Source organism: Nonomuraea sp. NPDC050328, assembly GCF_044459405.1.
Lineage (GTDB): Bacteria > Actinomycetota > Actinomycetes > Streptosporangiales > Streptosporangiaceae > Nonomuraea.
The window spans coordinates 486,600-510,850 of the sequence record NZ_JBITIW010000005.1; the positions used below are offsets into that span (position 1 = coordinate 486,600).

Below are 24,251 nucleotides of genomic sequence, written 5' to 3' on the forward strand. Positions count from 1 at the left end.
CGGGTCCACACGCACTCCTCAGGACGGATCTGCTTCATTTCAGGATCGGGACCCGCTCCCCCAGCGAGCGAACCACCTCGGCCACACCCGGGAGTACGGCCGGCCGCAACCGGATCGGCGGCCCCGCCACGATTTTCGTGGGCACGAACGCGGGACGGGCCCGCCAGCCATCCCCGGTTCGCTCGAAGCGGAACCGGGCCAGGACGCCCTCGTGGGTCGCGGCCAGGTTGGCGGAGGGGTTGGCGACCTGGTTGCCCAGCCCGTAGGCCACCCATTTGCCGCGGATGCGGTCGAACGGCTGGACGACGTGGGCGTGGTGGCCGACGATCAGGTCCACGGCGGGTGAGGCGAGCACGGCCTTGGCGACGGCGCGCTGCTGGGCGCTGGGGGTGTGCTGGTACTCCTCGCCCCAGTGCAGGCTCACGATCACCACGTCGGCGCCCCTGGCCTTGGCGCGGCGGGCGGCGGCGGTGATGCGGGCGGGGTCCAGGCTGTCGTTGACCAGCCAGGGGCGGCCTTTCGGGACCGGGATGCCGTTGGTGCCGTAGGTGTAGGACAGGTGGGCCACGCGCACCCCCTTTACATCGTAGATCACGATTTTCCGGGATTCGCGGGCGTTTCGGGCGGAGCCGGTGTGGGCCAGGCCGGCCCGGTCCAGGGCCTGCAGCGTGCGGCGGACGCCGGGCTCGCCCTGGTCCAGGGTGTGGTTGGAGGCGGTCGAGCAGCCGTCGTATCCGACCCGGACCAGGGCGGTCAGCACCTGGGGTGGGGCGCTGAACAGCGGGTAGCCGGTGTACGGGCCGCGTCTGGGCGCCAGCGGGGTCTCCAGGTGGCACAGGGCCAGGTCGGCGGCGGCTACCTGCTTGCGTACGCCTCGGAACATCGGCAGGAAGTCGAGCTCGCCACCGCCGTCGTGCCGGGCCTGGAGGATCAGGGGGCGGTGGAGCAGGATGTCGCCGGTCGCGACGACGGTGAACGACTCGGGGCGGGGGCCGGCCGCATGGCTCCCGGCATCGTCCGGAGCGGCCGGGTGGGTCCCGGCACTGTCCGGAGCGGCCGGGTGGGGGTCGGCCGGGTTGCCGGGTCTTGGCGGGGCGGCGGGTTCTGGGGCGGTCGCCTGGAGCCGGATCGTGGGCGCGGCCGGGCGTCCGGTGATGGGCGGCAGGGCGGCCATCGTGCGCACCCGCGCCGGGATGGGCCTGTCGTGTGCCGGGATGGGCGGGCGGGGGGCGGCCTGGACGGAGACAGGGACCCGTGCTGCTCGGAGGCGGTCGGGCGGCGGGGCGGTGGCGGGTGCCAGGCAGGCGGGGGCGCACGCCACCGCCGCGAGGGCGAGGCGCGCAAGATCCTTACGCACGGACGCAGGTTACGCGCTCGGCGCGCTCCCCGCGATCATCCCCAGGCGGCCACCAGGTGCGGTCGCCAGGTGCGGTCGCCAGGTGCGGTTTACCAGGTGCGGTCGTCGTACTGCTGGTCGGGACGGAGCCGCTCGCCGGTGACGAACATCTCGTCCGGGATGTAGGGGCGGGAGATGGGCTGCTGCGGGTCGGGCTGCGGCGTGCTGAGCGCCAGCAGCGGGTCGAGCGGGCTCGGCTGAGCCTGGTGCGGCTGCCCGTTGTGCTGGTGAGGGTGCTGGGCGCCGTGGGGCTGCCCGTTGCTCTGCCCGCCCAACTGCTGGCCGTGCTGGGCGCCGGGCTGGCCGTTGTGCTGGCCACCGTGCTGCTGGGGGTGCTGGCCGTGCTGCTGCTGGCCGTGCTGCTGGCCGTGGTGCGGGGAGACGGCCGGCTGGGGGCCGGTCTGGAGCGGGTGCCCGGACATCGGGCCGGTCTGCGGTCCCCCGCCGGTGCCGCCACCGCCGAACCCACCGGTGCCGCCGGTACCACCCGCTGCCCCGGCGCCGCCGGTGCCGCTGCTGGTGCCGGGGTGCTGGCGGCGGCGGCCGGCGCCGGGGATGCCGTGCATGGGCGTGCCGAGGCCCGGCGCGGGCGGGGCCACGGGCGCCTCGCCGTACTGCTGGCCCTGCCCCTGGCCCTGGTGGGCGGGCTGGCCGGAGTAGGACGGCTGCGTGGCGGGCGCGAAAGGGTCCTGCTGTCCGAACGGGTCCTGCTGCCGGCCGAACGGATCGGCCTGCCCCTGCCGGTCCTGCTGCGCGAACGGGTCGGAGTGCGGCTGACCGAACGGGCCCGGCTGCGCCTGGCCGAAGGGGTCGGACGGCTGCTGGGCGAAGGGGTCCTGCTGGTAGCGGGGCTGCTGGCCGTACCCGCCGTCCATGGGCGGCGGCGAGTACGGCTCGGCGATGGGCAGCCCGAGCGCGTCCGTGCGGTACTGCGGCTGCGGCGACTCGCCCGGAAGCTGGTAGACGGGGTCACCGGACGACGAGGCGGCCATCGGCTCGGCGTACCCCGACCCGGCGGGATACCCGCCCGGCCCGGTGCTCTCGCCGAAGGAGGCGACGAGCTTGTCCGGGGGCGGCGGCGGGGTGCCGCGCGCGACCAGGACGTCCGAGGGCGACATCGTCGCCGTCGGCCGCTCGTCGGCCACCGGCTGCACGCCGGGGAAGGGGTCGGGGGGCCGGTTGTACTGGCCGGTCCCGGGGATCACGGGGGCTTCGGCGGGCGCCGCCTGCTCGCCCTGGAGCTCGGCCAGCCCGTCGTCGAGGGTGTCGAGAAGGCGTCCGACATCGTCCATGGGCATGCGGAAGCTGGCGGTGCACATCTCCCCTCGCCACAGACTGAGCACGAGGGTGCCCTCGTGCCAGGTGACCCGGAGGCACCGCTCCTGGCCTCGGGCATCGAAGAACACTTCGCCGAACGACGGCAGCGGCACAACTTCCGACATGTTGGACATTTTTGAGTAACCAACCCGTATTCGTCCACTCAGCCACGGAAACCCCAGCAAAACCGGGCCTCACCCGGACCCCAAGAAAGATCTTTCTTGACCTCCGGACGTCGCCAGTGTGCCACGCGAGCCGTCGGACGGGCTCTGGAACGCCGGGATGCGCATGCCTCGCCACGGGAAGTTATCCACAATGCGAGCCGGTCCGCCCCCCGGATGCGGGTACCGTTTACTCCCGTGCCGGACTCCCTCCTTCCCCCAGTCGAAGAACTTCTCAAGGCCGCCGTCAGCTCGCTGGGCGGAAGCGAGAGACCTGGTCAGGTGACCATGACGCGTGCCGTACAGCATGCGATCGACAAGGAAGAGCATCTGGCCGTGCAGGCCGGCACCGGCACCGGCAAGTCGCTGGCCTACCTGGTGCCCGCGATCCGGCACGCGATGGAGTCCGACACCACCGTGGTGATCTCCACCGCCACCATCGCGCTCCAGCGCCAGCTCGTCGACCGCGACCTGCCCCGGCTGGCCGAGACGCTCGCCAAGGAGCTGCCGCACGAGCCGACCTTCGCGATCCTCAAGGGCCGCCGCAACTACCTGTGCCGCTACAAGCTCACCGCCGGCTGGCCGGAGGAAGAGGAGCAGGACCAGCTCTTCGACCCGCGCGAGGTCAGCGCCACCGGCCGGATGGTCCAGCGCATCCAGGAGTGGGCCGAGGAGACCGAGACCGGCGACCGTGACGAGCTCGTCCCGGGCGTCAACGAGTCCGCCTGGCGGCAGTTCTCGGTCAGCGCCCGCGAGTGCCTGGGCTCCTCCCGCTGTCCCAGCGCCGCCGAGTGCTTCGCCGAGGCCGCCAAGGCCCGCGCCGGCGAGGTCGACGTCGTGGTCACCAACCACGCGCTGCTGGCCATCGACGCCATGGAGGAGATGTCCATCCTCCCCGAGCACGACGTGGTCGTCGTAGACGAGGCCCACGAGCTCGTCGACCGCGTCACCTCCGTCGTCACCGACGAGCTCTCCGAGAACTCCATCTTCCTTGCCGTACGGCGAGCAGGCCGGCTCATCGAACAGCCGGTCGCCGACCGCCTCCAGGAGGCCGGGGAAGACCTCAAGGCGCTCCTGGCCGCCGCGCCCGACGGCCGCATCGACGAGCTGCCCCAGGTCCTCGGCCTGACGCTCGCCCTGGTCCGTGACTCCGCCCACGCTTGCATCACCGCCATGGGCTCGCGAAACGCCGACAAGGACGACCCGGAGAAGGGCGGCCAGCGCAAGATGGCCTTCGCCGCCCTCGACGAGGTCCACGACACCGCCGTGCGCATGCTCGACGCCTTCGGCCACGAGTCCGAGGTCGACCGGGCGGAGGTCGTCTGGCTGGAGGCCGGCACCGACCGCCGCCCGCCCATCCTGCGCGTCGCCCCGCTCGGCGTCGGCGGCATGTTGCGCGACAAGCTCTTCGGCGACCGTACCGTCGTCCTCACCTCGGCCACCCTCGCCCTCGGCGGCACCTTCGACGGCCTGGCCCGCCAGTGGGGGCTGGGCGACGGCGAATGGCAGGGCATCGACGTCGGCTCGCCCTTCGACCACCCCCGCGCCGGCATCCTGTACGTCGCCAAGCACCTCCCCCAGCCCGGCCGCGACGGGCTGCCCGAGGCCTACCTCGACGAGATCACCGAGCTCATCCAGGCCGCCGGGGGGCGTACCCTCGGGCTCTTCTCCTCCATGCGGGCCGCCAAGGCCGCCACCGAGGCGCTCCGTGACCGGCTCGACGTCCCGCTGCTGTGCCAGGGCGACGACTCGACGATGCTCCTGGTCCGGCAGTTCGCCGAGGACGAGCCCACCTGCCTGTTCGGCACCCTGTCGCTCTGGCAGGGCGTGGACGTGCCCGGGCCCTCGCTCCGGCTGGTCATCATCGACCGCGTGCCCTTCCCCCGGCCTGACGACCCGCTCACCTCGGCCCGCCAGCGGCACGTCGCCGCGCGGGGCGGCAACGGCTTCATGGCCGTCGCCGCCAACCACGCCGCGCTGTTCCTCGCGCAGGGGGTCGGCCGGCTCATCCGCTCCCAGGACGACAAGGGCGTCGTCGCCGTCCTCGACCCGAGGCTGGCCACCGCCCGGTACAGCGGGTTCTTGCTCAACTCGCTGCCCCCCTTCTGGCGCACCACCGACCCCGCCATCCCCCGCGCCGCCCTCAAACGCCTCGCCGGTTAACCCACCCGGGGCTGCCCGCCGACTCAGGGGGAGACCGCCGGGCGGCCGGAGGCGGGTTGGACACGCGCATCGGTCAGGGGCGGGGGCGGCGGTATTTGATCCAGATGTCGCCCGCCCGGACGTAGCCGGTCAGGTGCACCACCACGCCGTCCGGGGCCAGGGGGATCGGGGGGCGGTTGAAGACGGCGCCGAGGGCTTGGCGGCGCACCTCCTCGGCCCGCACCTGCCAGCCCCGCGGCACGAGGATGGTGACGTCGTTGAACCACGACCGCACCTCCAGGTCCACCACGATCTCGCGGTGGCGGCAGTCGGCGGCGGTGAAGTCGAGCCGGACCTTGCCGGTGCCGCCGATCCTGACCTTGATCAGGGGCGGGACGGTCCAGCGGCCGTCGCGGACCAGCTTGCCGCGGGTGAGCTCCAGGACGGAGTCCCTCTGCGGGGTGGTGGACGGTGGCTCGCCGGTCGGGAGGTCGGCGAGGAGGTCGCTCAGCTCGGCGATCGTGCGGGCGGTGTAGACGCGGTCCACTCGGGCGACCAGTTCGTCCACGCTGATCCGGCCCTCCCCCACGGCGGCCCGCAGCCGGTCGGCCGCCTCTTCCCGGTCGGCGTCCCCGGCCCGGACTCCAGGGGAGATCTCGACCTCGTGGGAGGACTCGTCCCGGTGAGGGGCGCCCTGGCGGGTCTCGGTCTCATGAGCCGCGGACGAGGCGGCCGGCCCGGGGGCGGCCGGGTCGGGTGGCTGGGAACCGGCGGGAGAAGGCGGGGGGTGAGGGTGAGGGGTGGGATCGGGCATGGGTGTCACCCTAGATCGGGCACCCCGGCCAAGACGATGGGCGAGACTGTGAGGCGTGACTTTCGGCCCACGCCAGTTCCAACTGGTCCTGATGCATCGCATGCGTGACGTGAACGCCCCACGGGTGGAGGAGGCGCTGAAGGAACTGCACGCCTCGGCGGCGGAGGTGCGCGCGGCGCAGACGCAGTGGACGAAGATGGCGTACTCGGCCCGGGCGCCCCGAGGGCTGCGGGGGTTGCGCGCGGTGCTGGGGAGTCCGGTGTCGGAGGGGACGGCGGAGTTCGGGGCGTTGAGCTGCAAGGTGGCCAGGTGGCGCCTGCCGTACTGGCCGGAGCTGGAGTTCGAGGCGGTGGCGGGACCGGGCGGCGGGGTGTGGCACCAGTGGCTGGTCCGGCCGGGCGAGGTCAGGCGGGTGGGGTTCGCGGAGCTGGTGCCGTGGACGTGCGTGGTGGCGGACGTGGCGGCGAGTTTCCCGGGCGCGGAGCAGCGGGAGGGCGCGGCACCGAACCACTGGGCGGTGGATTTCTCCCATGAAAGCCGGAAATATCGTGCGCTGTTTGTCTATGGACTGTTCCAAGGTTTCGCTCCAGCGGGCAGGAACCCTGCGGATGCCTAAGATCGGACCATGTCCGATGAGGAGATCCACGACAGTCCGACCGGCTGGGTCGCCAAGCACATCCAGAGCTACGTCGAGAGCGACGGGGCCAAGGGCCACTCCTTCCACGGCGCGCCGACGCTGCTGCTGACCACCACGGGACGCAAGAGCGGGCTGCGCCGCCGTACCGCGCTGATCTACGGCAGGGACGGGGACGACTACGTGATCGTCGCCTCGCTGGGCGGCTCGCCGACGCACCCGCTGTGGTACCTCAACCTGGAGGCCGACCCCAGGGTGGAGGTGCAGGTGAAGGCCGAGCGGTTCAAGGCGACGGCCCGCACCGCCACGCCCGAGGAGAAGGCCCGGCTGTGGCCGGGGCTGGTGAAGATCTTCCCGAACTACGAGTCCTACCAGCGGAAGACCACCCGGGACATCCCGGTGGTGATCCTCACCCGCCGCTGACAGGACCGCCCAGATCGCCGGCGCGGCTCCGCCAGGACTCGCCGGCGGCAGATCGTTCACCAGACCGTTCGCCGCCGAATCCCCCTCACCGAAACCGGTCCCTCCTCGTGAACGCAGTGCGCTTCAACATCCTCGGCCCGCTCGAGGTGCTCGCCGGCGGCCGGCCGGTGCATCTGGGCGGCCCGCGCCCGCGCGCGACCATGGCTCTCCTGCTGCTCAACGACGGCCACGCGGTCTCCGTCGAGCGCCTGATCGACCTGGTGTGGGGCGACGACCCGCCGCAGTCGGCCAGGGGCCAGGTGGCGATCGCGGTCTCGGGGCTGCGCCGGGCGCTGAAACTGGCCGGCGCCGATCCGGCGCTGATCGAGACGGTCGGCGCGGGCTACCGCGTGCTCGCGCCGAGTCTCGACGCGCGGGAGGCGGAGGAGCTGATCGCGCGCGCCCGCCGCTCGGCTCCCGAGCAGGGCGCGCCCCTGCTGGAACAGGCGCTGGGGCTCTGGCGCGGGCCGGTGCTGGAGGGCCTGGGCCGGGTCACCGACGCGGCCGAACGCTGGTCGGAGCTGCGCCCGGCGGTGCACGAGGAGTGGGCCGGGCTGGAGCTGGAGCTGGGCCGGCACGCCGAGGTGATCGACCGGCTGGCGGCGTTCGTCGCCGAGCACCCGCTGCGCGAGCGGTCCCGAGCGCAGCTCATGCTGGCGCTGCACCGTTGCGGCCGCCGGGCCGAGGCGCTGGAGCTCTACCGGAGCGGCCACCAGTTGCTCGCCGAGGAGCTGGGGCTCGAACCGGGGACGGAACTGCGCGAGCTGCACCAGGCGATCCTGCTCGACGACCCCGGCCTGCAGGCGCGCAGGGACGACAGGGGCGGCCCGGTGCCGTCGGAGCTGCCCGCCGACCCGGCCGCCTTCACCGGGCGGACCGAGGAGCTCAAGCGGCTGACCACGCTGCTGGGCGAGGGCCGGGCGGTCATCGCGGCCATCGCCGGTGCGGGCGGGATGGGCAAGTCGGCGCTGGCGGTCAAGGCCGCCCATCTGGCCGCGCACGAGTTCCCGGACGGCCACCTCTACGTCAACCTGCACGGTTCGACGCCGGGCGTGGAGCCGGTGCAGCCGGTGGAGGTGCTCGGGCGCTTCCTGCGCTCGTTCGGCGTCCCGCCCGACGAGGTCCCGGACAACCCGGACGAGGCGGCGGGCCGGTTCCGCTCGCTGACCAGCCGGCGGCGGGTGCTGGTGGTCCTCGACAACGCGCTCGACAGCGCGCAGGTCCGGCCCCTGCTGCCCGCCGGGGCCGGCTGCGCGGTCGTGGTGACCAGCCGCGGCGTGCTCTCCACGCTCGACGGCGCGACGCACCTGCGCCTCACGCCGCTGGCCGAGGAGGAGGCCGCCGCGATGGTGCCGGGCTCCCCCGCCGAGCGCGCGGAGCTGGTCCGGCTGTGCGGGGGCCTGCCGCTGGCGTTGCGCATCGTGGCCGCGCAGCTCGCCGCCGACCCCGGCACCGCGCCCGCCGATCTGATCGTCAAGCTGGCCGACGAGCGCCGCCGCCTCGACGCGCTCCAGCAGGACGACCTCGCCGTCCGGGCCGGGCTCGCGCTCAGCGTGCAGCGGCTCGCCCCCGAGGACGCCCGGCTGTTCGCCGCGCTCGGCGTGCTGGACGCCTACACCTTCACCCCTGCGCTGGCCGGCGCGATGCTCGGCCGCGAGACCGAGTCCGGTTTCGCCCGGCTGACCGCCGCCGGGCTGCTCGAACCGCTCGGCCCCGGCGGGTCCGGCTCCCTGCGGTACGGCACGCACGACCTGATCCTGCTGCACGCCCGCGAGCTGGCCGCCGCCCTCGACGACCGCGACGAGCTGCTCGACCGGGGCGCGAACTGCTACTTCGCCACCACGATCACCGTGCACGCCGCGATGCAGGCCGGCGAGCTCACCGGCCTGGAGGGCCACGAGCCCACCCACCCCGGCCTGCCGCTCGCCACCGCCGAGCAGGCCGTCGCCTGGCTCGACGCCGAGACCCCCGACCTGGTCACGGCCTCGCTGCAGCTGCTGCGCGAGCCGCGCTGGTACCCGCTCGGCGTGCGCCTGGCCCGCACGCTGGGCCGGGTGCTCCTGCACCGGGGCGGCATCCGCGAGCTGACCCTGCTGGCCGGGGAGAGCGTGGCCGCCGCCCGGGCCGCCGGCGACACCGAGCAGCTCGCCGAGTCGCACAACATGTACGGCGTGGCCCTGCTCATCACCGGCCGCCTGGCCGAGGGTGTGGCGCAGGTGGAGAGCGCGACCGCGTTGTGGAAGGCGCTCGACGACCGCCCCCGCCAGGCGTCGGCGCTCAGCAACATGGCCATGGCGCACCTGCGCATGGGCCGCCCTGACCGCGCCATCGCGGCGATGGACGAGGCCGTCGCCATCCGCCGCGAAGCGGGCGACGGCGAGGGCCTGGCCGACGCGCTGGACAACCTCGGCATCCTGCACGCCAGGACGGGCGACCTGGACCGAGCCCTGGTGCTGGCGCAGGAGGCGCTGGACCTGCGGCGCGGACTCCGCCTGACCCGCGCGCAGGGCGTCTCCTACACCAACCTCGCCGACCTGTACCGGATGCGCGGCGAACCCCGGCTCGCGCTCGGCTGCCTCGATGAGGCGCTCGCCCTGGCCAGAACCCATGGCGACCAGCTCACCGAGGCGGCCATCCAGTGGCAGCTCGGTGACACCCGGGCAGAACTCGGTGACGAGCCCGAGGCCCGGCTGGCCTGGGCCGGGAGCGTCGCGATCCTCGTGGACAGCGGCCTGATGACCGCCGACGAGGGTGAGGCGCACCTGACCCAGCCGCGTCCGGGCCCTCCCGGGCCGATCGGCCGCGGGATGTAGGCCCGGTGAACCGCCGGACCCCCGGTCGCACCGGCCGTTCACCGTGTCTCACGGTAGCGGCCGGCGATATGGATCCTCTATGAGCGGGCCGGCCAACCCTCTATGCGCGGCCCGGCCACCCCTCCACGAGCGGGCCGGTCAGCCCGCTATGAGCCCGCGCCGGGCCAGGGGCCGAGGCCGGGGCGCTTGGGGTCGAGCCCGTCCCCCGACGAGGTGCCCCGCAGTCGCCGCGAGATCCACGGCACCAGGAACTCGCGCACCCACCGCGCGTCCTCCTTGCGCCGCGCCCGCGGATCGACGTCGTCACGCGGCGGCCAGGAGTAACGCCAGGTGTCCACCCCCGCCACCCCGAGCACGTCGAGCACCTTGGCGGCGACCAGCCGGTGCCCCTCCTCGTTGAGGTGGATCCGGTCGGAGCTCCAGGCCCGCCAGTCGCGGATGGCCTGCATCGACCACTGGTCGACCACGCGGCAGCCGTACAGGTCGGCGATGGAACGGATGTGCAGGTAGAAGATCGCGAACTTGCCGCGCATCCGGCGCATCAGCGGGGTGTCGCGCACGTCCACCCCGGTGAACAGCAGCACCTCGGCCCCGGTGGCGAGCAGCTCGCGCACCGCGCCGGCCAGCGTCTTGGCCATCTGGTCGGGGTCGCTGCCCGGCCGCATCAGGTCGTTGCCGCCCGCGCAGAAGCTGACCAGGTCGGGCCGCATCTTGACGGCCAGCGGCACCTGCTCCTCGACGATCTGCGCCAGCAGCTTGCCGCGCACCGCGAGGTTGGCGTACTCGAAGTCGGGGTGCACCTGCGCCAGCCGTTCGGCGACGCGGTCGGCCCAGCCGCGGAAGTGCCCGTCGGGGCCCGGGTCGTTGAGCCCCTCGGTGAAGCTGTCCCCCAGCGCGACGAACTTCACAGCGCCTTCAGTGCCAGCACGTAGGAGTTGAGGCCGAAGCCGGCGATGGTGCCGGTGGCCACGCCGGCGACGACCGACAGGTGACGGAACTCCTCCCGGGTGGCCGGGTTGGAGATGTGCACCTCGATCAGCGGCGCGGTGCGCTGCGCGGCGGCGTCGCGCAGGCCGTAGGAGTAGTGGGTGAAGGCGGCCGGGTTGATGACGACCGGGATCTTCCCGTCGGCGGCCTCGTGCAGCCACCCGATCATCGTGGCCTCGTCGTCGGTCTGGCGCACCTCGACCTCGTAGCCGAGCTCCGCGCCGGTCTGCTCGCAGAGTTTCACCAGGTCATCATAGGTGTCGGCGCCGTAGACGTCGGGTTCGCGGGTGCCGAGGCGGCGCAGGTTGGGGCCGTTCAGGACCAGGACCCTCATCGCGAGACCTCCCAGTAGGCCGCCTGCAGCAGTTCCTCCGACGGCCCTTCGAGCCGGGCCGGCTTGGCCAGGTCGTCGAGGACGACGAAGCGCTGCTTGGCGCCGCGGTTCTTCTTGTCGAGCCGCATGTGGTCGCGCAGCGCCGGCCAGGCGTCGCGCCGGTAGAAGGTGGGCAGCCCGACCGAGGTGAGGATGTCGCGGGTGCGGTCGACCAGGTCGGCGCGGCCGGACAGGCGCGACAGCTCGGCGGCGTAGACCATGCCGATCGCCACGGCCTCGCCGTGCCGCATGCGGTAGTCCTCGTGCCGCTCGATGGCGTGGGCGAGGGTGTGGCCGTAGTTGAGGATCTCGCGCAGCCCGGCCTCGCGCAGGTCGGCGCCGACCACGTCGGCCTTGACGCGGATCTTGCGCTCGATCAGCTCCCGGGTGTGCTCGCCCTCGGGCCGGGTGGCGGCGTCGGGGTCGTCCTCGACCAGCATGAGGATGGTCGGGTCGGCGATGAAGCCGCCCTTGATGATCTCGGCGAGCCCGGCGACGTAGTCGGCGCGGGGCAGCGAGGTCAGCGTGGTCAGGTCGCAGAGCACGCCGGCGGGCGGCAGGAAGGTGCCGACGAGGTTCTTGCCCTCGGGGGTGTCGATGCCGTTCTTGCCGCCGACCGCGGCGTCGACCATGGCCAGCAGTGTGGTCGGCACGAGCACGACCTTGATGCCGCGCAGCCAGGTGCCGGCGATGAAGCCGGCCAGGTCGGTGGTCGCACCGCCGCCCACACCCACGACCGCGTCGGAGCGGGTGATGCCGTAGCGGCCGAGCGCCGACCAGAGCTGGGCGGCGACCTCGACGGACTTGGCCGCCTCGCCGTCGGGCACCGGCAGCGCGACGACCTCGTAGCCCGCCTCGGTCAGCGACGCGACGACCGGGCGGGTGATCTCGGGCAGGGTCGCGGGGTGGATCACCGCCACCGTGCGCACCCCCTCGCCGACCAGCGAGGGCAGCTCGCCCAGCACGTCGGTGCCGACCACCACGTCGTACGGCTGATCGCCGCGCACGGTGATCCGGGTCGCGCTCACGAGGCCAGCCCTTCCACGATCTCCTCGGCCAGCTCCTGCGGGGCGCGCCCGTCGGTGGCCACGGTCAGCACGGCCAGCCGCTCGTAGATCGGGCGGCGCTCCTCCATCAGCTTCTTGAGCTGGCTGCGCGGGTTGAGCACCAGCAGCGGCCGGGCCGAGCCCAGGCCGACCCGCTGGACCGCGTCGGACAGCCCCACCTGCAGGTAGACGACGGGGTGGCCGTCGAGCAGGGCCTGGGTCGCCTCGCGCAGCACCGCGCCGCCGCCGAGCGACAGCACGCCGTCGTGCTCGGCCAGCGCCTGGCGGACCGCCTCGGCCTCCAGTTCGCGGAAGCGCTCCTCGCCGTCCTCGACGAAGATGTCGCTCACCGGTTTGCCCGCCACCGCCTCGACGTCGGCGTCGGTGTCGCGGAAGCCCACGCCGAGCTTGGCGGCGAGCAGGCGGCCCACGGTGGTCTTGCCCGACCCGGGGGCGCCGATCAGGACGGCCTTCATCACTTGATCACCATCGAAGAGAGGTATCCGGACAGGTTGCGCGCGACTTCCTCGACCGAGTCGCCGCCGAACTTCTCCAGCGCCGCGTCGGCCAGCACCAGGGCGACCATCGCCTCGGCGACGATGCCCGCGGCCGGCACGGCGCAGACGTCGGAGCGCTCGTGGTGGGCCTTGGCCGCCTCGCCGGTCTTGACGTCGATGGTGGCCAGCGCCCGCGGCACGGTGGAGATCGGCTTCATCGCGGCGCTGACCCGCAGGACCTCGCCGTTGCTCATGCCGCCCTCGACGCCGCCCGCGCGGTTGGTGATGCGCTTGACGCCGTCGGCGGTGGTGTACTCGATCTCGTCGTGGGCGCGGGAGCCGGGCCGGTCGGCGGTCTCGAAGCCGTCGCCGACGCCGACGCCCTTGATCGCCTGGATGCCCATCAGCGCGGCGGCCAGCCGGGCGTCGAGCCTGCGGTCCCAGTGCGTGTAGCTGCCCAGGCCGGGCGGCAGGCCGTAGGCCAGCACCTCGACGACGCCGCCGAGCGTGTCGCCGTCCTTGTGCGCCTTGTCGATCGTCTCGACCATGGCCGCGCTGCCGGCGGCGTCGAAGCAGCGCACCGGGTCGTCGTCGATGCGGGCCAGGTCGGCCGGGAGCGGCAGGGCCTCGGCGGGCGTGCGGGTGCCGCCGATGGAGACGACGTGGCTGAGGATCTCGACGCCGAGCGCCTGCTTGAGGAAGCGCCGGGCGACCTCGCCGAGCGCGACGCGCGCCGCGGTCTCGCGGGCGCTGGCGCGGTCGAGGACGTTGCGGGCGTCGTCGAAGCCGTACTTCTGCATGCCGGCCAGGTCGGCGTGGCCGGGGCGCGGGCGGGAGCGGGGCGCGTTGCGCGCCATGCCCTCCAGCTCGGCCGGGTCGACCGGGTCGGCCGCCATGACCTTCTCCCACTTGGGCCACTCGGTGTTGCCCACGCGGACGGCCACCGGGCTGCCCATCGAGCGGCCGTGCCGTACGCCGCCGACGATGGAGACCTTGTCCTCCTCGAACTTCATCCGCGCGCCGCGGCCGTAGCCGAGCCTGCGGCGGCGCAGCGCCTCGTCGATCGCCGCCGTGGTGACCTCTACCCCTGCGGGGAGGCCTTCCAGGATCGCGACGAGTTCGGGGCCGTGGGACTCTCCGGCGGTCAACCAGCGCAACATGCCGTCAAGTCTTCCAGATCCGGCCAGGTGCACCGTCCCTGCGGTCACTGGATGAGACAGATGGCCGCCAGGCCGCCCAGGAGCATGAAGGGGCCGAAGGGGAACTCGGTGGACCGGTCGGCCTTCCTGGCCAGGAGCAGGCCGACGGCGTAGCAGGCGCCCAGCACCTGGCCGCCGACCGCGGCGACGGCCCAGCTCTGCCAGCCGAGCGCCGCCGTCGCCAGCCCGATCAGACCGGCCAGCTTCACGTCGCCCAGGCCCATCGCCGCCGGGCGGACGAACCACAGCACGCCGTACAGCAGCCCGAGCGCGAGCGCGCCCAGCAGGGCGCGGAGCAGCTCGCCGGTCGGGATCAGCAGCAGGGCCAGGATCGGGTAGGCGGGCAGGGTGAGCACGTCAGGCAGCCGGAAGGTGCGCCAGTCGACCACCGCGAGCAGGGTGCCGAGCAGCCCCGCGAACAGCAACCCCGGCAGGTACGGCGGAGCCGCCCGCCACGCCACAAGCGCGCACACCGCCCCGGTGAGCAGTTCGACGACCGGGACCCGGGCCGGCACCGGCCACCGGCGCAGCGCCGCCAGCGCCCGCCGGGCCTCGGCCCTGGTGTCGGGCGGGTCGGCCTCGAAGGCCCCGGCGGCGGCGCGGACGTACACCCCGGCCAGGAAGCCGAGCACGCCGCAGAGGAGGACGAGCACGGCCCGACCCTAGCCGAGCCTCACGAGCCGGACCGGCGAAGCCGGCCGAACCACCTGCGGCCCTCCGGCTTGGGCGGGGCCTCCGGCATGGGCGGGGCCTCCGTGACGCGGGCGACGGTGACGGAGTCGAGCTGGTCGACCGTCCCGGACTCCACCGCCGCCATGACCTCCAGCATGGTGCCCTCGATGACGAACGGCCTCGGCCCCGCGACGTCGATGACCACCGCCGCGGCGCCCTCGTGCGCGGCGGCCTGGCAGACCTGGAGCGCGGTGGCCTGGATCGGCCGGGCGTCCGGCCGCCAGCGGGCCAGGGCCTCGGCGCCGGTGAAGGCCAGCACCGCCTCCCGCCCGTCCTGGCCGACCAGCTTGGGCAGCGCCATCTCGCTCTCCTTCTCCTGCTTGAGCCCGTTGGGCCCGACCTCGGACGAGGTCAGCAGGGCGACCACCGGCACCAGCAGCCGCGCCTCGCCGAGCGCGGTCAGCACGGCGGTGGCGTCGGCCGTCCCGGCGGCGTGGGCGGCGAGGGCGGCGGTGAGGGCGGCGTCGGCGCTGCCGTCGTCACCTGGGACGAGAGGTTGCGGAATGCTCGGCACGACCATCGAGGCTACCGCTGATAATGGCTGGTATGCGGATCGCGGTGGCCGCCGACAGCCTGGACGGCGTGGCGGAGAAGGTGGTGGCCGAGCTGCGCGCGCGGGGGCACGAGGTGGCCGTGCACGGCGCGCTCGACCCGGGGGCGCGGGCCGACTGGGCGTGGGCGGCGGAGGCCGCGGCGCGCGCGGTCGCCGAGGGGCGGGCCGAGCAGGCGGTGGTGTGCTGCTGGACCGGCACCGGGGCGAGTATCGCGGCCAACAAGGTGGCCGGGGTGCGGGCGGCGCTGTGCACCGACGCCGAGACCGCGCGCGGCGCCCGCCGCTGGAACGACGCGAACGCGCTCGCGCTCAGCCTGCGGCTCACCTCCGAGGTCGTGCTGCGCGAGATCCTCGACGCGTGGTTCGCCGCCGAGCCGAGCGCCGACCCGGCCGACGTGGCCAACATCGGTCACCTCACCGACATCCAGCGCGGCTGACCTCCGGCCTTCTCCGCGCGACCGGCCTCCATCGGCCTCCATCGGCCTCCACCGGCCTTCAGCGCGCCGCTGAGCCGAGCCGCCGCAGCAGGTGCGCCCACCCCGCCCCGGTCTCCCCCTCCAGGACGGCGGGCAGCCCGGTGTGCCGCAGGGTCAGCGTGGTGCCCCCGTCCTCCGCGACCAGGGTGATCTCCACCTGGGACGCGCCCGGCGCCAGATCGGGCGCTCCAGGCGTGGGCTCCCACCCGAAGGTGAACACCAGCCGCTCGTACGGCACCAGCTCCACGAACTGCCCGCGCATCACCGGCCGCGGCCCGCCCTCCATGGCCACCCGCAGGTCCCCTCCGGGCCGGGCGTCCACCTCGGCCTCACCCCACCAGGCCGCCAGCCGGGCCGGGTCGACGAGGAACCGCCAGACCGTCTCCGGCTGGGCCTGGATGCGCACCCGCTGCTCGGTCACGACGCCGCCCTCCCGTTCCTCCCGCTCGGCCTCCTGCTCGGCCTCCTGCTCGGCGGCCTGGCGCAGCCGGCCCAGCGCGGCCGACCACATGCCGTCCACGAAGCTCACCGCGTCGGCCAGGCCCTCGGGCCGCAGCCGGTAGAAGCGCCGGTTTCCCGCCCGGCGCATCTCCACCAGACCGGCGGCGACCAGCGTGCGCAGGTGCTGGGAGACCGCCGGGCGGCTCATCCCGGGGAAACGGCCGGCGATCTCACCCGCGGAGACCTCGCCGTCGCGCACCAGCAGGAGGATGGCGCGCCGGGTGGGGTCGGCCACCGCGCGCAGCGCGTCGTCCATCCGGTCACCGCTTCCCTTCGCCGTCCCGTCGAGGCAGTATGTAAGTTGTTAAGCAACATCTTACATAGGGAGCACGCCCATGGCACCTCATCCGGAGAACCGCCGCCTGGACGCCCTGGTCGGCCACTGGCGTACGGCGGGCAGGACCGTCAGCGGCCCGGCGGCTGCGATCAGCGGAACCGACCATTACGAGTGGCTGGCCGGCGAGCATTTCCTCGTCCACCGCGCCGACGTCGTGATGGGCGGGGAGCCCGTCGCGGTCCTGGAGCTGATCGGCCCCTACGACCCGGCGACCGGGACCTATCCCATGCGCGCCTTCGACAACCAGGGCGCCTTCACCACCATGACCGCCAGCGTGGACGCCGACGGCGTCTGGACCTTCGCCGGCCCGGCCGAGCGGGCCACCCTCACCCTCGCCGCCGACGGCTCGGCGATGGCCGCCGCCTGGGAGCGCACCGAGGACGGCTCGGCCTGGGAACCCTGGATGGACATGACCTTCACCAGGGAGTCCTAGCCCTTCGCCAGCACCGGCTCCGCGACGGCCGCCGGACGCCCGGACGGGCGGTGCCGCAGGGCGCCGGCCCGCACGACCACGAGCAGGGCCATCACCGCGATCAGCCCGAAGGCCGCCTGGTAGGACACCCCGTCGGCGACCATGCCGGTGACCGCCGGCGCGGTCAGCCCGGACAGGTAGGTGATCGTCGCGACGCCCGCGATGCCCTCGCCGGGGGTCCGGCCGATGTGCCCGGCGGTCGCGAAGACCAGCGGCACGACCGTCGCCAGCCCCAGCCCGAGCAGCGCGAACCCGGCCACGCAGACCGCCTGCGAGGCTCCGGTGGCGACGAGCAGGCCGCCGAGGGCCGCCAGCGCGCCGCCGATCCTGGCGACCGCCACCGCGCCCATCCTCCGCACCAGCGTGTCACCGGCCAGGCGCGTGCCGGCCATGAAGAGCATGAAGACGGTGTAGGCCGCCGCCGCGAGGCCCGGTCCCGCGCCGGTCACCTCGGTCATGTACACCGCGGCCCAGTTGGAGCTGGCGCCCTCGGCGAAGGTGCCGCAGAAGCCGACCACGCCGATCGCCAGGATCGCCTTGGTGGGCAGGGCGAAGCGGCGGGGGGCCGGCGCGGCGGCGGCCTCGGGACCGGCCGGCATCAGGCCGCGTCCGGCGAACACCCCGACGACCACCAGCACCAGGGCCAGCCCGCCCAGGTGCAGCCGGGCGTCGACCTCCAGGTGCGCCGCCAGCACGCCCGCGCCGCCGGCCACCAGGCTGCCGACCGACCACATGCCGTGCAGGCCGGAGACGATCGGCTTGCCGAGGTGCCGCTCCAGGGCCACCCCTTCGGCGTTCATCACCACGTCGCACATGCCGGCGGCGACTCCGTACAGCAAGAAGATCACGAACAGGACCGGCACCGAGGGGGCCAGCGCGGGCAGGGCCAGCACCGCGCACCAGAACGCGAGCAGGACCCGCGTGGTGGTCCGGCCGCCGAAGCGGTGGGCCAGGTGGCCTGCGGTGGGCATGCCGATGAACGCCCCCACGGCGGGACACAACAGGATCAGCCCGAGCACGCCCGCGCCCAGGTCGAGCCGCTCCTGAAGCCAGGGGATGCGGGTGGCCAGACTTCCGGCGGCGGCGCCGTGCAGCGCGAAGACGAAGGCGATCGATCGGTGGAAGCTCATGGGAGTGAAATTAACAGGCAGCCTTCCTGATGAAAAGAGTTATCAGGAAGGTTTCCTGATGAATACCATGGCCTGACGGAACGTGGCTGACTACTATGGCTGGCGTGAGGACCGCCACCCCCGCCCTGGCCAGGGCCATCAACGACCGGCTCGCGCTCGACCTCTTCCTGACCCGGGGGCCGTTGACCGCTCCCCAGCTCCGGGACCTGACCGGTCTGTCGCGCCCCACCGTCTCCGACCTCATCGAGCGGCTGCAGGGCGAGGGGCTCATCGAGGTCACCGGCGAGCGCGGCGAGGAGCGGCGCGGGCCGAACGCGCGGGTCTACGGCCTGGTCGCGGCGCGCGCCTACGTCGCGGGGGTGGACCTGCGGCGGAACGCCGTCCACGCCACCGTCGCCGACATCACCGGCCAGGTCCTCGGCTCGGCCTCCATCCCCCTGCCCGGCCCGGCCTCGGTCTCCCCGCCAGGCCCGGCCCCTCATTCCCCGCCAGGCCCGGCCCCTGTTTCATCGCCCGGCTCCGCCTCTGTCTTCCCGCCCGGCTCCGCCTCCGTCTTCCCGCCCGACTCGGCCTCTGTTTCCCCGCCCGGCTCTCCACTCGAGGTGGACCTGCCCGGGCTGCTCGCCGCCGCGGTGGCGCGGGCCGCGCAGGGCCGGCCGCTGCACCACGTGGTGATCGGCGCGCCCGGCGTGGTCCACCCGCACACCGGCCTGTCCACCATCGAGGGCCTGCCCGGCTGGCGTCCCGACCTGCTCGACGCGGTACGGCGGAGCCTGTCCGGCCTGCTCACCGACCCGGCCGCGACCCGGGTGACGATGGAGAACGAGGTCAACCTCGCCGCCATCGCCGAGCACCGCCTCGGCGCCGGGGCCGGGCACGACGACTTCGCGCTGCTGTGGCTCGACGACGGCGTGGGCGCGGCGCTCGTCCTGGACGGGCGGCTGCGGCGTGGCGCCTCGGGCGGCGCGGGCGAGGTCGGCCTCATCGAGGTCGGCGGCGAGCCGATCTGCTGCCTGGTCCAGGAGAGCGTCGGGGCCGGGCTCGCCGACGCGGCCCTGGCCGAGTGCGTGGTGCACGGGGCGTTCTCGCTCGCCGCGGTCGTCGACCCCGGGCTGATCGTGCTCGGCGGCGCCACCGGCCGGGAACGCGGAGCGGGGCTGGCCGAGCTGGTGCAGGGGCGGCTGGCCGAGCTCTACCCGCCGCCTACCCTCGTGCGGGCCAGCACCGTGGAGGGCAACGCCATCCTCGAAGGCGCCGTCCTGACCGCCCTCGACCGCGTCCGCGACGAGGTCTTCGGCTGACCCACCCGGGCAGTCACCACTTCGGCTGGCCCGCCCGGACGGCTGCGGCTTCGGCTGGCCCGCCCGGATGGCTGGGGCTGTGGTTGGGCCGCCCGGGGTGGGCTGCGGGAACTAGGCTGCCAGGCGTGCGTTACATGGTCATCGAGACGTTCCCGCACGGTGCGCGCCCGGTCTACGAGCGGGCCGCCGACCGCGGCCGGATGTTGCCGCCGGGCCTGGTCTACCTGGACAGCTGGGTGGCGGCCGACCGGCTGGACCGCTGCTACCAGCTCATGGAGACCGACGACCCGGCCCTGCTGGACACCTGGGTGGCCGCCTGGAGCGACCTGGTCGACTTCGAGATCGTCCCGGTGACCGGCTCGGCCGAGGCCGCCGCCCGGGTCCTCGGTGGCTAGGCTCGGGCCGTGACGGATCACGATTCTGCGCACGTCCGTGCCATCGACGCCTTCATCGCCGCCGCCAACGCCGCGGACGCCGACCGGCGCGCGACCTTGCTGAGCCTGGCGCTGTCGGCCGACGTCGTGTTCTGGGGGCCGCTGGGTCGCGGCGTGGGCCGCAAGGCGGTCGAGGACTTCATCACCGAGGTGATGCAGGCGCATCCGTCCGGCCCGTGCCGCATGGTCCGCGCCACCCGGGTGGACGCGCCGGAGGAGTGGGCACGCTACGGCTGGCGGTACGAGGACGGCGAGGGGCGCACCCTGCTGCAGGGGATGGACGTGGTGCACGTCACCGCCGAGGGGGACATCGACGAGATCGTGGTCTTCGCCGGCCCGCTCACCTGAGCCGAAGCCCGAAGGAAGCCGCCCGACCCTCATGAGCCGAAGGCCGAAGGAAGCCGCCCGACCCTCATGAGCCCGAGGACGAAGGAAACCGCCCGACCCTCATGAGCCCGAGGACGACGGGGCCGGGGCCTTTACGGGTCCCGGCCCGGTCGGGTGGGGCTCAGCCCAGGTCGGCGATGGCCGCGACCGGGCCGCCGCCCGACGGGCCCTGGTGGACGGCGGCGACGGAGACGAAGACCGCGGGGTCACCGGTGACCGAGGCCGTGACCCCGCCCACCGCGGCCTTGATCTGCCGGTGCCAGTGCACGTCGGAGTCGTCGAGCATGATGTTGCGCCGCCCGCGCACGTGCCCCGAGGGGTCGGCCTCGCACTTGAGGAAGACGTTGACCAGCCGCCCGCCCAGATCGCTGGAGTGCGGCCGTTCGGGCAGGTCGAGGCCGGCCGAGCGGATGGCCGCCCAGATGCCGTCGGCGTCGAGCGCGTCCTTCATCACCGAGTGCCCGATCCGGTAGCGCCCGCCGATGCCCCGCACGTTGCCGACCACCACGATCTGCGCCCGGTCGAGCTCGACGCCGGAGGAGCAGGAGGCGACGCTGCTGTACAGGGACAGGTCGCGGAAGATCTGCTCCTCGGCCGGCATCTCGATCTCGCCGAGCGCGACCGCGATGCCGAGGGCGGTGGTCGCGTTCGACAGGTCCATGGACGGCCCGGTGTCCTCGATCACCGTCTCCTTGCCGCGGCTGCGCGCGTCGGCGATGGTGGCGAGGGTGAGCAGCGGCGTCTTGGTCTGGACGTAGTGCACGTCGGCCGGGTCCTCGATGCCGGCGACCTTCATGGCCTCCAGCACCCCGGCGGCGACCTTGGAGACCATGGCCGGGCGGCCGATGTCCTCGGGCAGGATCACGTCGCTCATCGCCACGCCGACCGACAGCCGCGGCTCGTCGGTGGCGTACCCCGCGGCCTCGACGGCGGCCGGGTCGACGGTGGCGAAGACGGTGGCGTGCGGGCTGAGCACGCCATCGGTGCCGCCGGACCACACCAGCGGCACGCTGTCCGGGGCGGGGTGGCCGTGGCGGGCGAGCACGCCGCGGAAGGCCATGTCGGCCAGGATCCGGGTGTAGTCGTTGACTCCCCCGTTGCCCTCGGTCTTGCCGATCACCGCGAGCACCCGGTGCGCCTCGATCACGCCGTCCTCGATGAGGCGTTCGAGCCCGGAGGCGTCGGTGACGCTATCGATCATGACTTTGCGCACTTCAATGGGATCCGGCATCGTTCTCCACTCTCGTTCCTACAGTTCCCGACAATGCGTCCGCGAGGTCGCGCAGGGCGACGATGATCGCCCGGGTGCCGCCTCCGGTCACGAAGCGCAGCGCCGCCTCGACCTTCGGGCCCATGCTGCCGCCCGCGAAGTGCCCGGCGGCGTGCAACACGCGCAACTCCTGGGCGCTGATCCGGCCGATCGGCCTGGGGTCCGGCCCGCCGTACCCGATGACCGCGTTGGGCACGTCGGTGGCGATGATCAGTACCGTCGCCCCGACGTCCCGGGCCAGGCGGGCGGCGGCGAGGTCCTTGTCGACGACCGCCTCGACGCCGACCGGCGAGCCGCCCCGCCGTACCACGGGCACTCCCCCGCCCCCGGCGGCGACGACGGTGAAGCCGGCCTCCATGAGCGCGACCGCGGCGGGGGCGTCGAGGATCTCCAGCGGCTCGGGCGAGGCGACCACGCGCCGCCAGCCGCGTTCGAACCGCCGCCAGCTCTGACCCAGCTTCTCGAAGCGCCGGGCCTCGGCCTCGGTGAAGTAGCGGCCGATCGGCTTGACCGGGTCGGCGAACCCGGGGTCGCCGGCGTCGACCAGGGTGCGGGTGACGACGGTGGCGGTGCGCCCGCCGAGCGCGTTGAGGATGAGCGTGCCGATGGTGGCCTGCGTCTGGGCGCCGCACCAGTCGAGCGGCACCGGCGGCACCGTCTCGGCGGCGAGCTGGTTCTTCAGCAGCAGGTTGCCGACCTGGGGGCCGTTGCCGTGGGTGAGGATCACCTGGTGCCCGGCGTCGATGAAGCCGCGCACGTGCCGCATGGCCTGCTCGACCGCGGCCTGCTGGTCGGCCGGGGAGGCGGTGCCGTCCGGGGCGGTCATGGCGTTGCCGCCGAGCGCGATGAGGAGCCGTTCACCCACGCTGTGACGCTATCCAGGCGGCGGGCGGCGTTCATGGGCAATCTCTGCCCAGTCCGGGCCGATTCTTCGTCCTATGCTGACGGGCGGATCTCACGGAGAGCGGAGGCGGGCGCGGTGACCAACATTTCGGCCGGCGGGGTGACCCTGGCCTATCGGGCGCTGGGCGCGGCGGACGCGCCGCCGATGGTGTTGCTGCACGGGCGGTGCGCCAACCGGAACGACTGGAACGGCATCGTCCGCGACCTCGCCGCCACCTACCGGGTGTACGCGCTCGACCTGCGAGGTCACGGGAAGAGCTCCCGGCCGGGCGCTTACGCGCTGCCCGAGATGGCCGAGGACGTCCGGGCCTTCCTGGACGCGCTGGGCATCGAGCGCGCGGTCGTCGTCGGGCACTCCCTGGGCGGCATGGTCGCCTACCACCTGGCCGCCACCCACCCGGAGCGGGTCTCCGCCCTCGTCCTTGAGGACCCGCCGCCGCCGGTGCCGCTGACCCGCCCGCCGCTGGAAGAGGACACCGGCGACCCGAACTTCGACCGCGAGATGCTCGTCCAGACCGAGCGCCAGTTCACCGCCCCCGACCCCGCCTGGGCGCCCGGGCTGCAGCGCATCACCGCACCCACCCTGGTCGTCTCCGGCGGCGCCACCAGCCACGTCCCGGCCCCGCGCACCGCCGAGCTCATCCCGGGCGCCCGCCTGGTCACCATCGAGGCCGGCCACCTGGTCCACTTCACCCAGCCGGCCGCCTTCCTGGCTGCGGTGACGGACTTCTTGGCCGCCCTGCCCGCCTAGCGAGCAAACGACGGAACGCCCCCTTCCGGAAGGAAGAGGGCGTCCCGTGGGAGGGGTCAGACCGTGACGAGCGCGGCCTCGGCCTCCAGGGTCGCCGCGGTGGCGTTGATCACCGCGGCGATCCTGAGTGCCTCCTGGATCTGCTCGCGCGGCATGCCGGAACCGCGCAGGACCTGCTCGTGCGACTCCAGGCAGCGCCCGCAGCCGTTGATCGCGGAGACGGCCAGGCACCACAGCTCGAAGTCGACCTTGTCGACGCCGGGGTTGCCGATGACCGTCATGCGGAGCTTGGCCGGGAGCGTGCTGTAGGTCTCGTCACCGATGAGGTGCGTGGACCGGTAGTACACGTTGTTCATGGCCATGATCGAGGCCGCCGCCTTGGCCGCGGTGAACGCCTCGGCCGACAGCTTCGCCCCGGCCTCGGCCGAGACCGCCGCGATGACCCGCGCCGAGCGGGTGGTCAGCGCGCAGGCCAGGACGGCGCCCCAGAGCTGCTGGTCGGTCAGCGACGAGGTGGTCGTGACCGAGCCGAGGTTCAGCTTGGTGTCCTTGGCGTAGGCGGGAAGAGCCTCGCGGAGGGATTCGACGCTCATGGGTCAGCCGCCCAGCAGGGCCTTGGCGTCCAGGCCGGACTCGCCCTTGTTCCAGTTGCAGGGGCACAGCTCGTCGGACTGCAGCGCGTCGAGGACCCGCAGGACCTCCTTGACGTTGCGGCCGACCGACCCGGCGGTCACCATGACGAACTGGATCTCGTTGTTCGGGTCCACGATGAAGGTGGCGCGCTGCGAGACGCCGTCCTTGCCCAGCACGCCGCAGTCGGCCGACAGCTCGCGCTTGATGTCGGAGAGCATCGGGAAAGGCAGGTCACGCAGGTCGGCGTGGTCCTTGCGCCAGGCGTGGTGGACGTACTCGGAGTCGACGGAGACGCCCAGCACCTGCGCGTCACGGTCGGCGAACTCGCCGTTGAGCCGGCCGAACTCGGCGATCTCGGTCGGGCAGACGAAGGTGAAGTCCTTCGGCCAGAAGAACACCACGCGCCACTTGCCCTCGTAGGTCTTGTGGTCGATCTGCGCGAACGCCTTGTCGGGGTCGAGGTCGACGCAGGCGGTCAGCTCGTACTCGGGGAAGTGGTCACCGACGGTGAGCAACTCGGTATCTCCTTG

The 24,251-nt window shown here is 73.6% G+C and carries 26 protein-coding genes; 10 read left to right on the forward strand and 16 right to left on the reverse strand.

All coding sequences use genetic code 11. The features are described from left to right. Nucleotides 1–34: 34 nt before the first annotated feature. Nucleotides 35–1,357, reverse strand: a complete 1,323-nt coding sequence (locus tag ACIBG7_RS21920; protein ID WP_397337399.1) for a CapA family protein — start codon at nt 1,355–1,357, stop codon at nt 35–37. An 89-nt stretch (nt 1,358–1,446) separates the two neighbouring features. After that, nucleotides 1,447–2,838 (reverse strand): hypothetical protein, encoded by a 1,392-nt coding sequence (locus tag ACIBG7_RS21925; RefSeq protein WP_397337400.1) that lies wholly within the window; start codon nt 2,836–2,838, stop codon nt 1,447–1,449. A 213-nt stretch (nt 2,839–3,051) separates the two neighbouring features. On the opposite strand from ACIBG7_RS21925, the gene ACIBG7_RS21930 reads away from it, so the two are divergent. After that, nucleotides 3,052–5,037 (forward strand): ATP-dependent DNA helicase, encoded by a 1,986-nt coding sequence (locus ACIBG7_RS21930; protein WP_397337401.1) that lies wholly within the window; start codon nt 3,052–3,054, stop codon nt 5,035–5,037. A 73-nt stretch (nt 5,038–5,110) separates the two neighbouring features. On the opposite strand, the gene ACIBG7_RS21935 is transcribed toward ACIBG7_RS21930, so the two are convergent. Continuing rightward, the gene (locus ACIBG7_RS21935; RefSeq protein WP_397337402.1) at nt 5,111–5,830 is read right to left on the reverse strand and encodes a DUF1707 domain-containing protein; all 720 of its coding nucleotides are present in this window, start codon (nt 5,828–5,830) and stop codon (nt 5,111–5,113) included. A 109-nt stretch (nt 5,831–5,939) separates the two neighbouring features. Between ACIBG7_RS21935 and ACIBG7_RS21940 the strand changes: the two genes are divergently transcribed. The 3 genes from ACIBG7_RS21940 to ACIBG7_RS21950 all read left to right on the forward strand — a co-directional run bounded on the left by ACIBG7_RS21940 (nt 5,940) and on the right by ACIBG7_RS21950 (nt 9,739). Next, nucleotides 5,940–6,446, forward strand: a complete 507-nt coding sequence (locus ACIBG7_RS21940; protein ID WP_397337403.1) for a hypothetical protein — start codon at nt 5,940–5,942, stop codon at nt 6,444–6,446. A gap of 9 nt (nt 6,447–6,455) precedes the next feature. Next, entirely contained in the window at nt 6,456–6,887 is a 432-nt protein-coding gene (locus tag ACIBG7_RS21945) for a nitroreductase family deazaflavin-dependent oxidoreductase (protein WP_397337405.1), read from the forward strand. Between the two features lie 107 nt (nt 6,888–6,994). Next, complete coding sequence (locus tag ACIBG7_RS21950; RefSeq protein WP_397337406.1) at nt 6,995–9,739, forward strand: BTAD domain-containing putative transcriptional regulator; 2,745 nt, start codon at nt 6,995–6,997, stop codon at nt 9,737–9,739. Nucleotides 9,740–9,885: 146 nt separating this feature from the next. Here ACIBG7_RS21950 and ACIBG7_RS21955 read toward each other — a convergent pair whose 3' ends face one another. Genes ACIBG7_RS21955 through ACIBG7_RS21985 form a run of 7 tightly spaced genes read right to left on the reverse strand, consistent with a single transcriptional unit; the run spans nt 9,886 to nt 15,087 of the window. Beyond that, nucleotides 9,886–10,647, reverse strand: a complete 762-nt coding sequence (locus tag ACIBG7_RS21955) for an SGNH/GDSL hydrolase family protein (protein ID WP_397337407.1) — start codon at nt 10,645–10,647, stop codon at nt 9,886–9,888. Further along, entirely contained in the window at nt 10,644–11,060 is a 417-nt protein-coding gene (aroQ, locus tag ACIBG7_RS21960) for a type II 3-dehydroquinate dehydratase (RefSeq protein ID WP_357920866.1), read from the reverse strand. Before aroQ ends, ACIBG7_RS21955 begins: the two co-directional genes overlap by 4 nt. After that, the gene (gene aroB, locus ACIBG7_RS21965; protein WP_397337409.1) at nt 11,057–12,127 is read right to left on the reverse strand and encodes a 3-dehydroquinate synthase; all 1,071 of its coding nucleotides are present in this window, start codon (nt 12,125–12,127) and stop codon (nt 11,057–11,059) included. The genes aroQ and aroB overlap by 4 nt, the downstream gene beginning before the upstream one ends. Then, entirely contained in the window at nt 12,124–12,621 is a 498-nt protein-coding gene (locus tag ACIBG7_RS21970) for a shikimate kinase (RefSeq protein WP_357922143.1), read from the reverse strand. The genes aroB and ACIBG7_RS21970 overlap by 4 nt, the downstream gene beginning before the upstream one ends. Beyond that, nucleotides 12,621–13,802, reverse strand: coding sequence for a chorismate synthase (aroC, locus tag ACIBG7_RS21975; protein WP_357920872.1), 1,182 nt, complete (start codon nt 13,800–13,802; stop codon nt 12,621–12,623). The genes ACIBG7_RS21970 and aroC overlap by 1 nt, the downstream gene beginning before the upstream one ends. 44 nt (nt 13,803–13,846) lie before the next feature. After that, nucleotides 13,847–14,494 (reverse strand): prepilin peptidase, encoded by a 648-nt coding sequence (locus ACIBG7_RS21980; RefSeq protein ID WP_397337411.1) that lies wholly within the window; start codon nt 14,492–14,494, stop codon nt 13,847–13,849. A gap of 20 nt (nt 14,495–14,514) precedes the next feature. After that, nucleotides 14,515–15,087 (reverse strand): SseB family protein, encoded by a 573-nt coding sequence (locus ACIBG7_RS21985; protein ID WP_397337412.1) that lies wholly within the window; start codon nt 15,085–15,087, stop codon nt 14,515–14,517. Between the two features lie 32 nt (nt 15,088–15,119). On the opposite strand from ACIBG7_RS21985, the gene ACIBG7_RS21990 reads away from it, so the two are divergent. Beyond that, nucleotides 15,120–15,563, forward strand: a complete 444-nt coding sequence (locus ACIBG7_RS21990) for an RpiB/LacA/LacB family sugar-phosphate isomerase (protein WP_357920880.1) — start codon at nt 15,120–15,122, stop codon at nt 15,561–15,563. A 58-nt stretch (nt 15,564–15,621) separates the two neighbouring features. On the opposite strand, the gene ACIBG7_RS21995 is transcribed toward ACIBG7_RS21990, so the two are convergent. Then, nucleotides 15,622–16,359 (reverse strand): metalloregulator ArsR/SmtB family transcription factor, encoded by a 738-nt coding sequence (locus ACIBG7_RS21995; protein ID WP_397337413.1) that lies wholly within the window; start codon nt 16,357–16,359, stop codon nt 15,622–15,624. Between the two features lie 79 nt (nt 16,360–16,438). Here ACIBG7_RS21995 and ACIBG7_RS22000 point away from each other — a divergent pair, with 79 nt between their 5' ends. After that, nucleotides 16,439–16,873 carry a DUF1579 family protein gene (locus ACIBG7_RS22000; RefSeq protein ID WP_397337414.1) on the forward strand — a complete coding sequence of 145 codons (435 nt, stop codon included), beginning with the start codon at nt 16,439–16,441 and terminating at the stop codon, nt 16,871–16,873. On the opposite strand, the gene ACIBG7_RS22005 is transcribed toward ACIBG7_RS22000, so the two are convergent. Beyond that, on the reverse strand, nt 16,870–18,042 hold the full coding sequence (locus tag ACIBG7_RS22005; protein ID WP_397337415.1) for an MFS transporter: 1,173 nt from the start codon (nt 18,040–18,042) through the stop codon (nt 16,870–16,872). The genes ACIBG7_RS22000 and ACIBG7_RS22005 overlap by 4 nt on opposite strands. 104 nt (nt 18,043–18,146) lie before the next feature. Between ACIBG7_RS22005 and ACIBG7_RS22010 the strand changes: the two genes are divergently transcribed. The 3 genes from ACIBG7_RS22010 (at nt 18,147) to ACIBG7_RS22020 (ending at nt 20,125) form a co-directional block, all read left to right on the forward strand. Continuing rightward, nucleotides 18,147–19,343 (forward strand): ROK family transcriptional regulator, encoded by a 1,197-nt coding sequence (locus ACIBG7_RS22010; protein WP_397337416.1) that lies wholly within the window; start codon nt 18,147–18,149, stop codon nt 19,341–19,343. A gap of 134 nt (nt 19,344–19,477) precedes the next feature. Continuing rightward, nucleotides 19,478–19,738 (forward strand): DUF3303 family protein, encoded by a 261-nt coding sequence (locus ACIBG7_RS22015; protein WP_357922146.1) that lies wholly within the window; start codon nt 19,478–19,480, stop codon nt 19,736–19,738. Between the two features lie 9 nt (nt 19,739–19,747). Beyond that, the gene (locus tag ACIBG7_RS22020; RefSeq protein ID WP_357920895.1) at nt 19,748–20,125 is read left to right on the forward strand and encodes a nuclear transport factor 2 family protein; all 378 of its coding nucleotides are present in this window, start codon (nt 19,748–19,750) and stop codon (nt 20,123–20,125) included. Between the two features lie 160 nt (nt 20,126–20,285). Here ACIBG7_RS22020 and ACIBG7_RS22025 read toward each other — a convergent pair whose 3' ends face one another. Together ACIBG7_RS22025 and arcC are read right to left on the reverse strand one after the other, a co-directional pair. Further along, the gene (locus ACIBG7_RS22025) at nt 20,286–21,395 is read right to left on the reverse strand and encodes a ring-opening amidohydrolase (protein WP_397337417.1); all 1,110 of its coding nucleotides are present in this window, start codon (nt 21,393–21,395) and stop codon (nt 20,286–20,288) included. After that, nucleotides 21,379–22,299, reverse strand: coding sequence for a carbamate kinase (gene arcC / locus ACIBG7_RS22030; protein ID WP_357920901.1), 921 nt, complete (start codon nt 22,297–22,299; stop codon nt 21,379–21,381). The genes ACIBG7_RS22025 and arcC overlap by 17 nt, the downstream gene beginning before the upstream one ends. Nucleotides 22,300–22,413: 114 nt before the next feature. Here arcC and ACIBG7_RS22035 point away from each other — a divergent pair, with 114 nt between their 5' ends. Beyond that, on the forward strand, nt 22,414–23,088 hold the full coding sequence (locus ACIBG7_RS22035) for an alpha/beta fold hydrolase (protein ID WP_397337418.1): 675 nt from the start codon (nt 22,414–22,416) through the stop codon (nt 23,086–23,088). A 56-nt stretch (nt 23,089–23,144) separates the two neighbouring features. Here the strand turns inward: ACIBG7_RS22035 and ACIBG7_RS22040 are convergent, their stop codons facing one another. Beyond that, nucleotides 23,145–23,681 carry a carboxymuconolactone decarboxylase family protein gene (locus tag ACIBG7_RS22040; RefSeq protein ID WP_357920907.1) on the reverse strand — a complete coding sequence of 179 codons (537 nt, stop codon included), beginning with the start codon at nt 23,679–23,681 and terminating at the stop codon, nt 23,145–23,147. A 3-nt stretch (nt 23,682–23,684) separates the two neighbouring features. After that, nucleotides 23,685–24,236, reverse strand: coding sequence for a peroxiredoxin (locus ACIBG7_RS22045; protein ID WP_357920908.1), 552 nt, complete (start codon nt 24,234–24,236; stop codon nt 23,685–23,687). Nucleotides 24,237–24,251 lie beyond the last annotated feature (15 nt).

What these genes read in the sequence shown, in the direction of transcription:
- ACIBG7_RS21970 (WP_357922143.1), bottom strand. Translation starts at nt 12,621, where the DNA reads ATGAAGGCCGTCCTGATCGGCGCCCCCGGGTCGGGCAAGACCACCGTG.
- ACIBG7_RS21925 (WP_397337400.1), bottom strand. Translation starts at nt 2,838, where the DNA reads ATGTCGGAAGTTGTGCCGCTGCCGTCGTTCGGCGAAGTGTTCTTCGAT.
- aroQ (WP_357920866.1), bottom strand. Translation starts at nt 11,060, where the DNA reads ATGAGGGTCCTGGTCCTGAACGGCCCCAACCTGCGCCGCCTCGGCACC.
- ACIBG7_RS21995 (WP_397337413.1), bottom strand. Translation starts at nt 16,359, where the DNA reads ATGGACGACGCGCTGCGCGCGGTGGCCGACCCCACCCGGCGCGCCATC.
- ACIBG7_RS22000 (WP_397337414.1), top strand. Translation starts at nt 16,439, where the DNA reads ATGGCACCTCATCCGGAGAACCGCCGCCTGGACGCCCTGGTCGGCCAC.
- ACIBG7_RS21990 (WP_357920880.1), top strand. Translation starts at nt 15,120, where the DNA reads ATGCGGATCGCGGTGGCCGCCGACAGCCTGGACGGCGTGGCGGAGAAG.
- ACIBG7_RS22015 (WP_357922146.1), top strand. Translation starts at nt 19,478, where the DNA reads ATGGTCATCGAGACGTTCCCGCACGGTGCGCGCCCGGTCTACGAGCGG.
- ACIBG7_RS22025 (WP_397337417.1), bottom strand. Translation starts at nt 21,395, where the DNA reads ATGCCGGATCCCATTGAAGTGCGCAAAGTCATGATCGATAGCGTCACC.
- ACIBG7_RS21945 (WP_397337405.1), top strand. Translation starts at nt 6,456, where the DNA reads ATGTCCGATGAGGAGATCCACGACAGTCCGACCGGCTGGGTCGCCAAG.
- ACIBG7_RS22005 (WP_397337415.1), bottom strand. Translation starts at nt 18,042, where the DNA reads ATGAGCTTCCACCGATCGATCGCCTTCGTCTTCGCGCTGCACGGCGCC.
- ACIBG7_RS21935 (WP_397337402.1), bottom strand. Translation starts at nt 5,830, where the DNA reads ATGCCCGATCCCACCCCTCACCCTCACCCCCCGCCTTCTCCCGCCGGT.
- ACIBG7_RS22040 (WP_357920907.1), bottom strand. Translation starts at nt 23,681, where the DNA reads ATGAGCGTCGAATCCCTCCGCGAGGCTCTTCCCGCCTACGCCAAGGAC.
- ACIBG7_RS21930 (WP_397337401.1), top strand. Translation starts at nt 3,052, where the DNA reads ATGCGGGTACCGTTTACTCCCGTGCCGGACTCCCTCCTTCCCCCAGTC.
- aroC (WP_357920872.1), bottom strand. Translation starts at nt 13,802, where the DNA reads ATGTTGCGCTGGTTGACCGCCGGAGAGTCCCACGGCCCCGAACTCGTC.